Source organism: Ciceribacter lividus (assembly GCF_003337715.1).
In the GTDB taxonomy this organism is placed as follows: Bacteria; Pseudomonadota; Alphaproteobacteria; order Rhizobiales; family Rhizobiaceae; genus Allorhizobium; species Allorhizobium lividum.
On the sequence record NZ_QPIX01000009.1, the window covers coordinates 218,131 to 230,539 of the forward strand.

The 12,409-nt window shown below is 65.5% G+C and carries 11 protein-coding genes; 5 read left to right on the plus strand and 6 right to left on the minus strand.

All coding sequences use genetic code 11. The features are described from left to right. Nucleotides 1-68 precede the first annotated feature (68 nt). The 4 genes from DFR48_RS16745 (at nt 69) to DFR48_RS16760 (ending at nt 5,574) form a co-directional block, all read left to right on the plus strand. Nucleotides 69-1,067: a P1 family peptidase gene (locus DFR48_RS16745; protein WP_114364350.1), complete on the plus strand. Its 999-nt coding sequence runs from the start codon at nt 69-71 to the stop codon at nt 1,065-1,067. Between the two features lie 82 nt (nt 1,068-1,149). Then, nucleotides 1,150-2,994: a PHA/PHB synthase family protein gene (locus DFR48_RS16750; protein ID WP_280956436.1), complete on the plus strand. Its 1,845-nt coding sequence runs from the start codon at nt 1,150-1,152 to the stop codon at nt 2,992-2,994. 7 nt (nt 2,995-3,001) lie between these two features. Beyond that, nucleotides 3,002-4,375, plus strand: a complete 1,374-nt coding sequence (locus tag DFR48_RS16755; RefSeq protein ID WP_114364351.1) for a bifunctional enoyl-CoA hydratase/phosphate acetyltransferase — start codon at nt 3,002-3,004, stop codon at nt 4,373-4,375. Continuing rightward, nucleotides 4,372-5,574, plus strand: coding sequence for an acetate/propionate family kinase (locus tag DFR48_RS16760; protein ID WP_114364352.1), 1,203 nt, complete (start codon nt 4,372-4,374; stop codon nt 5,572-5,574). The genes DFR48_RS16755 and DFR48_RS16760 overlap by 4 nt, the downstream gene beginning before the upstream one ends. A gap of 6 nt (nt 5,575-5,580) precedes the next feature. Here the strand turns inward: DFR48_RS16760 and DFR48_RS16765 are convergent, their stop codons facing one another. From DFR48_RS16765 to DFR48_RS16790, 6 genes are all read right to left on the minus strand, one after another. After that, nucleotides 5,581-6,333, minus strand: a complete 753-nt coding sequence (locus DFR48_RS16765) for an ABC transporter ATP-binding protein (protein WP_114364353.1) — start codon at nt 6,331-6,333, stop codon at nt 5,581-5,583. Continuing rightward, on the minus strand, nt 6,330-7,163 hold the full coding sequence (locus DFR48_RS16770) for an ABC transporter ATP-binding protein (RefSeq protein ID WP_114364354.1): 834 nt from the start codon (nt 7,161-7,163) through the stop codon (nt 6,330-6,332). Before DFR48_RS16770 ends, DFR48_RS16765 begins: the two co-directional genes overlap by 4 nt. Beyond that, nucleotides 7,160-8,092, minus strand: a complete 933-nt coding sequence (locus DFR48_RS16775) for an ABC transporter permease (protein ID WP_114364355.1) — start codon at nt 8,090-8,092, stop codon at nt 7,160-7,162. Before DFR48_RS16775 ends, DFR48_RS16770 begins: the two co-directional genes overlap by 4 nt. Then, on the minus strand, nt 8,089-9,084 hold the full coding sequence (locus tag DFR48_RS16780; protein WP_425359264.1) for an ABC transporter permease: 996 nt from the start codon (nt 9,082-9,084) through the stop codon (nt 8,089-8,091). Before DFR48_RS16780 ends, DFR48_RS16775 begins: the two co-directional genes overlap by 4 nt. Before the next feature lie 78 nt (nt 9,085-9,162). Continuing rightward, complete coding sequence (locus DFR48_RS16785; protein ID WP_114364357.1) at nt 9,163-10,803, minus strand: ABC transporter substrate-binding protein; 1,641 nt, start codon at nt 10,801-10,803, stop codon at nt 9,163-9,165. Nucleotides 10,804-10,848: 45 nt separating this feature from the next. Then, on the minus strand, nt 10,849-11,901 hold the full coding sequence (locus tag DFR48_RS16790; protein WP_114364358.1) for a dipeptidase: 1,053 nt from the start codon (nt 11,899-11,901) through the stop codon (nt 10,849-10,851). 320 nt (nt 11,902-12,221) lie between these two features. On the opposite strand from DFR48_RS16790, the gene DFR48_RS16795 reads away from it, so the two are divergent. Further along, on the plus strand, nt 12,222-12,409 hold a 188-nt coding region (locus tag DFR48_RS16795), incomplete at its 3' end, for an SDR family NAD(P)-dependent oxidoreductase (protein ID WP_114364359.1).

A 12,409-nucleotide genomic window follows, 5' to 3' on the forward strand; every position in this document is an offset into this window, starting at 1 on the left:
CCGGCGGCAGATTTGACGCTGGATCAGGCCGTTGCACGAAGGCCACGGCGACCGAACAGGAGAGACGCATGGCAGGCGCCCTCGAAAACCTGCTCACCGACATCGAAGGTGTTTCCGTCGGCCATTCGACCGACCTCGAGCTCGGCTCCGGCGTCACCGTAATCGTCTTCGACGAGCCGGCAGTGGCCTCCGGCAGCGTACTCGGCGGTGCGCCAGGCGGACGCGAGACGGGCCTCCTCGACCCATCGATGACGGTGGAGGTGGTGGACGCCCTCGTGCTCTCCGGCGGCTCGGCCTTCGGTCTCGACGCGGCAGGCGGCGTGCAGGCGGGCCTGCGCGAGATCGGTCGCGGTTTTCCCGTCGGCGACGTGCGCGTGCCGATCGTGCCGCAGGCGATCCTCATGGATCTCCTGAACGGCGGCAACAAGGACTGGGGCATCCAGTCGCCCTATCGCGACATGGGCTATACCGCCTTCAAGACGGCCGCCAAGGGCGCCTTCGCGCTCGGCAGCGTCGGCGCCGGCACCGGCGCGACGACGGCGACCGTCAAGGGAGGGCTGGGCTCGGCGAGCGCCATGACCACCGGCGGCCACAAGGTGGCGGCGATCGTCGCCGTCAACGCCATGGGGTCCGCCACCATCGGCGACGGCCCCTTTTTCTGGTCGGCTCCCTTCGAACTCGATGACGAATTCGGCGGCATCGGATTGCCGGCCAATTTCTCCGCGCCCGACACCATCCTGCGGGCGAAGGGGATCAATCTCACCGCCACGACGATCGGCGCGGTCGTCACCGATGCGGCGCTCACCAAGGCGCAGGCGCACCGGCTGTCTATCATGGGCCAGAACGGCATCGGCCGGGCTGTGCTGCCGGCGCATCTGCCGGCCGACGGCGATACCGTCTTTGCGGCGGCGACCAATGCGCGGCGGCTCGCAAGCTCGGCGGACTTCATGGAACTCTGCCATCTCGCGGCGCTGGTGATGGCCCGGGCGGTCGCCCGCGGCGTCTATGAAGCGACCACCCTGCCGGTCGAAGGGGCACAGCTCTGCTGGCGCGATCGCTTCGGCTGAGGGAGTGCGGGATTTTGGATTGCGGGCATTGGGCCATACTGCCGATGCGATATCAGGCCCGGCTTCCCGCAAAGGAGCGACAATGACTGCCGTGCAGAGCGAGGAGCTTCGCGTGCCGAAAGAAAGCATGATCAAGACGCCCGAGCCTTTCCCGGTCGATCTCGATACGACGCTCTCGGCGCTCGGCGCGGACGAGGCCTCGGAAGCCGAAGCCTTTGCCGCGCTCAACCGGATGACCGAGGCGCTGATGGCGCCGATGACCGGCGGACTTTCGCCGGCGGCGCTCTCGCTCGCCGTTTTCGACTGGGCGACGCATCTCGCCATGGCACCGGGAAAGCGGCTGGAGCTTCTGGACAAGGCGCTGCGCAAGTCGAATCGGCTCGCCGTCCATCTCGCCGCCTGCGCCACCGACCCGCAGACGCCTCCCTGCATTGAGCCACTGCCCGGCGACGACCGTTTCGCCAGCGAAGGCTGGAAACACTTCCCCTTCAATATCCTCTCCCAGACCTTCCTGCTGAACCAGCAATGGTGGCACAACGTCACCAACGACGTCCCCGGTGTGACGCCCCACCATGAGGATGTGATCTCCTTCGCCGCCCGCCAGATGCTCGACGTCTTCTCTCCCTCGAACTTCGCCTGGAGCAATCCCGACGTCCTGAAGAGAACCGCCGAGACGGGAGGGATGAACGTCGTCGACGGTCTCAGCAATCTTGTCGATGACACCAACCGGCGGCTTACCGGCCGACCGACCGCCGGCACGGAGGAGTTCGTACCGGGCGAGACGGTGGCGGTCACGCCGGGCCGCGTGGTCTACCGCAACCGCCTGATCGAACTCATCCAGTACGCGCCCACGACGGAGACGGTCCATGCCGAGCCGATCCTCATCGTGCCGGCCTGGATCATGAAATACTACATCCTCGATCTTTCGCCGCAGAACTCGCTCATCCGCTACCTGGTCGACCGCGGCCACACCGTCTTCTGCATCTCCTGGCACAATCCGACCGCCGCCGACCGGGATCTCGGGCTCGACGACTATCGCGAGCATGGCGTAATGGCGGCCCTCGACGCGATCGAGGCGATCCTCCCCGACCGCAAGATCCATGCGACCGGCTATTGTCTCGGCGGCACGCTGCTCTCGATTGCGGCATCCGCCATGGCGCGCGCGGGCGATGACCGCCTCGCCTCCGTGACCCTGCTCGCCGCCCAGATCGATTTCACCGAACCCGGAGAGCTCGCGCTCTTCATCGACCACAGCCAGTTGCACTTTCTCGAAAGCATGATGTGGAACCGCGGCTATCTTTCCGCCGACCAGATGGCCGGCGCCTTCCAGCTCTTGAAGTCGAACGACCTCGTCTGGTCGCGGGTCGTGCGCGACTACATGATGGGCGAACGCCAGCCGCTGAACGACCTCATGGCGTGGAACGCCGATTCAACGCGCATGCCCTTCCGCATGCATTCGGAATACCTGCAGCGCCTCTACCTCGACAACGACTTCGCCGCCGGGCGCTACATGGTCGGCGATCATCCGGCCGCTCCACAGAACATTCGCGTGCCGATCTTCGCGGTCGGAACCGAGCGCGACCACGTGGCGCCATGGCGATCGGTCTACAAGATCCATGCGCTCGCCGACACCGAAGTCACCTTCGTCCTGACGAGCGGCGGCCACAATGCCGGGATCGTCAGCGAGCCAGGTCACCCGCACCGCCACTTCCGCATGACGACGAAAGCCGCAGCAGACCCCTGCATCGGGACGGAGGAATGGTTGCGCGACACGGCGTCCGAGGACGGATCATGGTGGCCGCGCTGGTCGGACTGGCTTGCCGCCCGCTCTTCCCCGTCCAGGGTCGCGCCACCGACGATCGGAGCGCCGGAGCGCGGTTATCCGCCGCTCGAGGCGGCCCCCGGAACCTTTATCTTCGAACGATGAGGCCGCGATGAACAGCCCGCTCCTGACGAACCGGACCTTCGACGAAATCGCGGTCGGTGACAGCGCCATCGTCGAGCGTACGGTCGAATCCGACGTTACATCAGAAGGCGACCACGCCTTTTCGGCGAGGGATTTCGTCCGCGAGGTCATCGCCCGGGCGATCTGGTCCGCGGCCTCTGCGGCGGATGGCGGCCGCCCGCCGGCCGGCGCCACCATCTATCTCGGACAGGAACTGAAATTCCACAAACCCGTCGCACCCGGCGACACGATCACCGCAACGGTAAGCGTGATCGAGAAGCGGACGGACAAGCAGATCGTCGTCCTCGACACCCGTTGCATGAACCAGAGGGGCGAGGAGGTGCTTTCCGGGCTCGCGACCGTCATCACCCGATTCGAGCGGGTCGAGTGGCCGCACGCCGTGCTGCCCTCGCTGATCGCTGCAGCGGCCCAGCATCAGGACCAGTTCGACACGATCGTCGCCGATGCGAAGCGATCGCCACCGTTGAAGGTCGCGGTCATCCATCCCTGCTCGCCGGAAACGATCCGCGCCGCCGCCGAAATCCGCGACGAAGGGCTGCTCGATCCGGTGCTGGTCGGACCGGAGGCGAAAATCCGCGCCGCCGCGGCGGAAGCCGGCGTCGCGCTCGACGGCTTCGAGATCGTCTGCGCCGAGCACAGCCATGCGGCGGCCGAACTGGGCGTCGGGCTGGCGGTCGCGGGCAAGGTCGCCATCCTGATGAAGGGGAGCCTTCACAGCGACGAACTCATGGGCGCCGTCGTCGCGCCCTCGTCCGGGCTTCGCACCGAGCGGAGGATCAGCCATGCCTATGTGATGGACGTGCCGGCCTATCCGAAGCTGCTCGTCGTCACGGATGCGGCGATCAACATCGCGCCGACGCTCGAACAAAAGCGCGACATCTGCCAGAACGCCGTCGATCTCCTGCACCTCCTCGGCAATCTCGAACCGAGGGTGGCCGTGCTCGCCGCGGTCGAGACCGTCAACGGCAAGATGCCGGCGACATTGGATGCAGCCGCCCTGACGGTGATGGCGGCGCGCGGCCAGATCACCGGCGCCCGCGTCGACGGGCCGCTCGCCTTCGACAACGCGATCAGCCTCGACGCTGCCCGCACCAAGGGCATCGTCTCCCCCGTCGCCGGGCAGGCCGACATCCTGCTGGTGCCGGATCTCGAAGCCGGCAATATGCTCGCCAAGCAGCTCCTCTATTTCGCCGGCGCGGATGCCGCCGGCCTCGTCCTCGGCGCCCGCGTGCCGATCATCCTGACCAGCCGCTCAGACAGCTTAAAGGTGCGGATCGCCTCGGCGGCTCTCGCCAAGCTGATGGCGGCCCGCCGGTCGGCGCAGGGGCTGCCCTGCCAATGACGGGCAAGCTGCTGCTCACCTTCAACGCCGGCTCATCGACGGTGAAGATCGGCCTCTTCCTGCGCGAGGACGGCAAGGCCCGCCGCATCGGCAAGGGCATGATCGACTTCCGCCACAAGCCGCTGACCTTCCATCTCGTCGAAGGACCGGAGACCTTCGACGTTCCGCTGGAGGCCGAAGGTGGCGATGTCCTGCACGAGGTGCTCGACGAAACCTTCGGCTGGCTCGCAAACCATTTCGACATGGATGCGGTGACGGCGGTCGGTCATCGCGTCGTCCACGGCGGCGACACGTTCCACGGACCCGTCCTGCTCGATGATGCCACGATCGAGGCAATCGATGCGCTCTCTCCGCTCGCCCCCCTGCACCAGCCGCAGAACGTAAGGCTGATCCGCGCGGTGGCAGACCTCAGACCGGGCCTTCCGCAGACGGCCTCCTTCGATACCGCCTTCCATGCCGGCCAGGAACCGGTGGTCCGTCGCTTCGCCATTCCCCGGCGCTTCTACGACGACGGAATCAAGCGCTACGGTTTCCACGGCCTCTCCTACGCCTTCATCTCCGCCGAGCTTGCCCGCCGCCGGCCCGACCTCGCCGGTGCCCGCACGGTGATTGCCCATCTCGGCAGCGGCGCGAGCCTCTGCGCCGTCAGCGGGGGCAAGAGCCGCGACAGCTCGATGAGCTTCTCGACGATCGACGGCATCCCGATGGCGACCCGCAGCGGCGCGATCGATCCCGGTGTCCTCTTCCACCTGATGCGGACGAAGGGCATGAACCGCGAAGAGGTCGAAGACTTGCTCTACCACAAGTCCGGCCTGCTCGGCCTTTCCGGGATCAGCGCCGACAGCCGGGTCTTGCTCGAAAGCGACCGGCCGGAAGCCCGCGAGGCACTCGACGTCTTCACCTTCCGCATCGCCGGCGAAGTCGCTAGGCTCTCGGCCTCGATCGGCGGCCTCGACGCGCTCGTCTTTACCGCCGGGATCGGCGAGCACCAGCCGGCGATCCGGCATGCGGTCTGCGACCGGCTCGCCTTCCTCGGTATCGCGCTCGATGACGGGGCCAACGCCATCAATACGGAAATGGTCAGCGCGCCGGAGAGCCGCACGAAGGTCTTCGTCATCGCGACCGACGAGGAACAGGTGATCGCCGATGAGGCGCTTGCGGTTCTCGCGGGTCGGCAGACAAGTCCGGAACTGTCGTAAGGGGCACTACGCCTCGCGCCGAAAGCCCTCGCTCGCCGTCAAGAGCTGGCGGGTGTAATCCGCGCCGATAGCGCGCTGCCTCAGGTCTTCGACCGAAAGCTCTTCGACCACGCCGCCGTCGCGCATCACGGCCAGCCGCTCGCACATGTGGCTGATGACGGCAAGGTCGTGGCTCACCATCACGAAGGTCAGGTTCCGGTCCCGTCGGGTCTGTTCGAGCAGGTTGAGAATTTCCGCCTGGATCGAGGCGTCGAGCGCCGAGGTCGGCTCGTCGAGCAATAGCACCTTCGGCTCGACGATTAGCGCGCGGGCGATCGCGACACGCTGCCGCTGGCCGCCGGAAAGCTGGTGCGAGAAACGGAAGCGAAAGCCGGAACCGAGACCGACCTCGTCGAGCGCCCGGGCGATCCGCGCTTCCGTGTCGGCAAAGTCGTGGATCGCTAGCGGCTCGAGCAGCAGCCGGTCGACCGTCTGGCGCGGATGCAGCGAGCCGTAAGGATCCTGGAAGACCATCTGGACGGTGCGGTAGAATTCCGGGTCGCGGCGTTGGCCGGTATAGCGACGACCGTCGACGTCGAGCGAGCCGCCGTCGAAATGGTTGAGGCCGGCGATCGCCCGCAGAAGCGTCGATTTCCCCGAGCCGGACTCGCCGACGATGCCGAAGGCCTCGCCCGGAGCGACATCAATGCTGACGCCGGCGAGCGCCCGATAGCCGTCGAAGGTGACGGTCATGTCCTTGATCGACAGTGCAGCGGTCATAGCGCCCACTCCGCCTTGCGCTCGAGGATCGGCAGCGGATGCCGGTCGCGGTCGAGCTGCGGCAGGCAGTTGAGCAACCCCCGCGTATAGGGATGCTGCGCCTCGGAGAGCCGCGAGGCCTGCAGCTCCTCGACCACCCGCCCCGCATACATGACGACCACGCGGTCGCAGAAAGACGAAACCAACCGCAGGTCGTGCGAGATGAAGATCAGCCCCATGCCGCGCTCGGAGACCAGCTTGTCGAGGATTTCCAGCACGTCGAGCTGGACCGTCACGTCGAGCGCCGAGGTGGGCTCGTCGGCGATCAAGAGTTCCGGGCCACAGACGAGCATCATGGCGATCATCGCCCGCTGACCCATGCCGCCGGAAATCTCGTGCGGGTAGAGATCGAAGACGCGGCTCGGATCGTGGATCTGCACAGCCTCCAGCATCGCGAGCGCCCGATCGCGTGCCTCGGCCTTCGAAACCGGTTCGTGTGTCCGCAAGGTCTCGACGATCTGACGGCCGATCGTCATCACGGGGTTCAGCGAATATTTCGGATCCTGCAGGATCATCGCGATCTTCTTGCCGCGAAGCGCCCGCCGTTGCCGCGACGGCACCGAAAGAAGGTCCATGTCGCCGAAGCGCAGCCGCTCGGCCGAGAGCCGAGCGTGCCGGGGCGTCAGCCCCATGATCGCGCGACCGGTCTGCGATTTGCCCGACCCGGATTCGCCGACGATGCCGAGACGCTCCTTGCCGAGCGAGAAGCTCACCCCGCGCACCGCCTCCACGAGACCATTGCGCGTCGGATAGCCGACCTTCAGGTCGCGGATTTCGAGAAGCGGCGTCATTGGCCGGCCTCTCTCGGGTCGAGCGCATCGCGCAGCCCGTCACCGAGCAGGTTGAAGCCTAGGCTGACGATGAGGATCGCGGCACCCGGCATGGCCGCGACCCACCACTGGTCGAGGATGAAGCGCCGCCCGGAGGCGATCATCGCCCCCCATTCGGGGAGCGGTGGTTGCGCTCCGAGGCCGAGGAAGCCGAGGCCCGCGGCCGTCAGGATGATCCCGGCCATGTCGAGCGTCACGCGCACGATGAGCGAGGAGAGACAGAGCGGCATGATGTGCAGGGTGACGATGCGCGCCGGGGAGGCCCCCATCAGCCGCACTGCGGAAATATAGTCGGAATTCCGGAACGTCATGGTCTCCGCCCGCGCGATGCGGGCATAGGGCGGCCAGGAGGTGATGGCGATCGCCAGAACCGCATTCTCGATCCCCGGCCCGAGAGCCGAAACCAGCGCCAGCGCCAGGACGAGCTTCGGGAAGGCGAGGAAGATGTCGGTGATCCGCATCAGCACCCCATCGACGAAGCCGCCCGCATAGCCGGAAATCGTGCCGACGAGAAGGCCGACCGGCGCGGCGATGACCGCCACGAGCACGACGACGAAGAGCGTGAGCCGCGAGCCGTAGATGAGACGCGAGAGAATGTCCCGCCCCTGGTCGTCGGTACCGAGCAGATAGCCGGCCGAGCCCGGCGGCAGAAGACGCGCACCGCGCAAATCGCCCTGCACCGGCGAATGCGGCGCAAGCACGTCCGCAAAGGCCGCGACGAACAAGAGGCCGAAGAGGATCAGGAGACCCGCCACCGCAAGCCGGTTCTCGGCGAAGCGGCTCCAGATCACGTAAAGGCGGCCGAGCCGTGCCTGCCGGCGCGATTGCGGCCTGTCGGAAAGCAGCCATTCGCGGAGCGTCGGCTTGATGATCGCGTCGTTCGTATTCATCGGCTGCGGGTCCTCGGATCGAGCACGTGGTAGAGAACGTCTGACAGGACGTTGATCCCGATGAAGACGGAGCCGATGACGATCGTGCCGCCCAGCACCGCGTTCATGTCGGCGTTCTGCAGCGAGTTGGTGATGTAGAGGCCGAGCCCGGGCCAGGAGAAGATCGTCTCCGTGAGCACGGAGCCTTCGAGCAGCCCCGCATAGGAAAGCGCGATCACGGTGATCAGCGGCACGGCGGCATTGCGCAGCGCATGGAACCAGATGATGCGGGTCTCCGAGAGGCCCTTCGCCCGCGCCGCGACGACATATTCCTGGGAGAGCTCGTTCAGCATGAAGCTGCGGGTCATACGGCTGATGTAGGCGAGGGAGAAATAGCCGAGCAGCGCACCGGGCAGGATGATGTGGCGGAAGAGATCCCACAGCACGTCCCATTGCCGCTGCATCGCCGCATCGAGGAGGAAGAAGCCGGTGACCGGCGTGAAGCTGTATTCGTAGACAATGTCAACCCGGCCCGGATACGCCACCCAGCCGAGCTTCGCGTAGAAGAGAACGAGCGCCAGCAGCCCCAGCCAGAAGATCGGCACGGAATAGCCGACAAGGCCGATGACGCGGACGATCTGGTCGGCGATCGATCCGCGCCGGACGGCGGCGAGCACGCCGAGCGGCACGCCGAGCACGGCACCGATGATGGTGCCGACGGTCGCAAGCTCGATGGTCGCAGGAAAGACGCGGGCGATGTCGGTCATCACCGGATTGGTGGTGAGCACCGACGTGCCGAAATCGCCCGTCACGGCCTGCCGGACATAGATGACGAACTGCTGGTAGAGCGGCAGGTTGAGCCCGAGCTCCTCGCGCACACGCTCCACCACATGGGCCGGCGCCCGATCACCGACGATGGCGAGCGCCGGATCGATCGGCACGACGCGGCCGATGAAGAAGGTGACGGCGAGAAGACCGAGGAAGGTCGTCGCGACCGTCAGCACGAACTTCATGAATGACAGGGCAAGGTCCGAGGCGCCTGCCCTTGCACGCCGCGCCTCGGTTCTGTTCTCCACTGCGGTCAAGGCCGTTTATTCCTTGGAGATCGTGTAGACGAAGTTGGTGTCGAAGCTCGGGCCGAGCTTGAAACCCTTCAGCTTGTCGGAATAGCCGGCGACCTCGATCTGCTGGAAGAGCATCACGAACGGACCGCGGGCGAGAACTTCCTTCTGCAACTCCTCATAGACGGCGGCACGCTTGGCGGAATCCTTCTCGAGGAGAGCGGCCTGCGTCTTGGTCGACAGGTCCTTCGGATCCCACGCATTGCGCCACGCCAGCGTCTTGTTCGTGCCTGCGTCGGAGTTGTCCGGGTTGAAGGTGAAGGTTTCGGCGTTCGAGTTCGGATCGAAATAGTCCGAACCCCACTGACCGATATAGATGTCGTGCTGACGGGCACGATACTTGGTCAGCGTCTGCTTGCCGTCGCCGGGGATGATCTCGAGCTTGATGCCGGCCTGCGCCAGCGTCTGCTGGACGTTTTCGGCAATCCCGGTCACCGGCTGGTTGTTGCGGACATCCATGGTGACGGTGAAGCCATTCGGCACTCCGGCCTTGGCGAGCAGTTCCTTGGCCTTCGCGACGTCGAGCGTGTAGGGCTTGTCGTCCAGCGCGCCGAGCTGGCCGGCAGGCAGGAAGGTCTGGTGGATCTGGCCGATCCCCTTGATGAGGGTCTCGCCGATCGCATCGTAGTCGACGAGGTACTTGAAGGCCTCGACAACCTCGGGCTTTGCCAGCGTCTCGTTCTTCTGGTTAAGGCTGAAGTAATAGAGCGTGCCCTTCGGTGCCGACGTGGTGGCAATGCCTCCCTTCTTCGACACCGCCTCGAGGTCACCCGGTTCGAGGTTTCGGGCAATGTCGATATCACCGTTTTCGAGCGCCAGGCGCTGGCCGGCGCTTTCCTTCATGTGGCGGTAGATGACGCGGGCAAGCGGCGGCTTCTCGCCGAAATAGTTGTCGTTGCGCTCCAGCACGACGACTTCGTTGGCACGCCATTCGCGGATCTTGAACGCGCCGGAGCCGGCGTAGCCGGTCTTCAGGAACTCGTTGCCGAAATCGGTATCGTACTTGTACTCGTCCGTCGGCGTCATCGCCTTGGCGTGTTCCATGACCACCTTCTTGTCGACGACGGATGCGACGGTGGAGGTCAGCACGTTGAGAACGAAGCTCGGCGCGTAGGCCTTGTCGACGATCAGCACGAAGGTGGTTTCGTCGGCGGCCTTCGCTTTTTCCGCGACGTTGTCGCCGGTAAGCCCGAACTGGGTCAGCAGGAAGGCGGGCGACTTGTCGAGCTTGACGGCCCGCTCGAAGGAGAAGGCGACGTCTTCCGCGGTGACCGGATTGCCGGAGGCGAACTTCAGCCCCGGCTTCAGCTTGAACGTATAGATGAGGCCGTCGTCTGAAATCGTCCAGCTGTCGGCGAGTTCGCCCACGACCTTGGAGGTGTCATTGAGATCGAGGCTGACCAGCTTGCTGTAGCTGTTGGCGGTGACTTCCGCGGTCGAAATCTCGAAGGCTTCGCCCGGATCGAGCGTGATGATGTCGTCGATGGCCCAGCCCTCGACCAGCGTATCCGCCGGGGTCGCAGCGAAAGCCTGCGGCACACCTGCCAGAAGTAGGGCGAGAGCGGCAGTGGTCGTCATTATATGCATGCGCTTGTTCAGCATTCCGGACATGTCTGTTCCCCTGTTTTCTGTGCTTTGCCTATCAGGGCTTCCCACCTATTCGTGCCAGGCGGAAGCCAATACTCTCAACCAGTTCTCCCGGCATATCTTCGCCAATTCCTCGTCACCGTAACCGGCGCCTTTCAGAGCCGCAACGAGTTTCTGGGTGCCGCCTGCATCGCCGATTTCAGCCGGAATCGTCGCACCGTCGTAATCCGATCCGAGAGCGACACAGTCGATGCCCATTCGCTCGACGAGATAGTCGACGTGCCGCACCATATCGGAAAGCGGCGTCTCGGCATCGTCCCGCCCGTCGGACCGCAACATCGTGACGGCGTAGTTCAGCCCGACGAGGCCTCGGCTCTCCTTGATCGCATCGAGCTGGCGGTCGGTGAGATTGCGGGCGACCGGCGTCAGCGCATGGGCGTTGGAATGGCTGGCGACGAGCGGCTGGTCGGTCGTCTTCGCGACGTCCCAGAAACCTTGCTCGGTGATGTGAGCAAGGTCGATCAGGATGCCGAGGCGATTGCAGGTGCGCACGAGCTCGAAACCGGCGTCTGTAAGACCCGGGCCGGTGTCCGGCGACATCGGATAGGCGAAGGGCACACCGTGGCCGAAGATGTTGTTCCGGCTCCAAACGGGCCCGAGCGAGCGCAGCCCCGCCGCGTAAAAGACGTCGAGGGCGGCAAGATCCTCGCTGATCGCCTCGCAACCCTCCATGTGCATGACGGCGGCGAAGACCCCGGCGTCGAGGGCAGCACGGATCTCCGCCGTCGAGCGACAGAGCCGCCAGGCGCCGGCGCGATCGAGATTGACGGCAATCGAGGCCATGGCGAGCGCCACGTCAAGCGAGGGTGCCCGCTCCAGCGGTTCTGCGAGCGGCGTCGCATAATGCCCGTTGGCGTCCGGCGCCTTCAGCGCGAAATCGGCCGTGTTCGGAATGTAGATCGCGCACAGACCGCCGGCGAGGCCACCGACTTTCGCGCGCGGCCCGTCGATATGCCCGTGGCTGGTCCCGCCGACGAATTCCGCGATTGGGTCCGTTCCGGCCGCCTTAGCCCTCCAGAGCCGCAGGAGGACATCATTGTGACCGTCGAACACCAGTTCCATGAAGCGAAATTCCCATTGGAAAGCAAAGCGATGGATTAGCGGTCGCGCGGATGGCAACCGCCTGCCGCCGGAGCACGACAGCACTCTCCGGCGCGTTGGTCCGGATCGTAGGGCCAAATCCGGCGACGGTTCAAGCCCCAAAATCACTATCAGAACAGATGGGTTCTTCACCGCATCGTTCGGCTTTGAACTTTGCGGCACAGGTGTCTCCCGCAAAGCCCAGCGAGCCCCATGAAACGTACCGCAGGGCCCCTTCCCGGTCTTGACGGACGAAGCATCAGGTGGTCTGACAATGCCACACCAACCATGGGGATCTCGACATGACGCTTCTCGACGGCAAACGCACCCTTGTGACGGCGTCTGGCCAGGGGATTGGCCGTGCGAGTGCGCTGGCCTTTGCGCGGGCGGGCGCAAGCGTGGTCGCAACCGACATCAACGTGGAGGCGCTCGAGAGCCTCGCCGGAGAGGCGAAGGCGGAAGGGCTCGCCGTCGAGACCCGCGTGCTCGA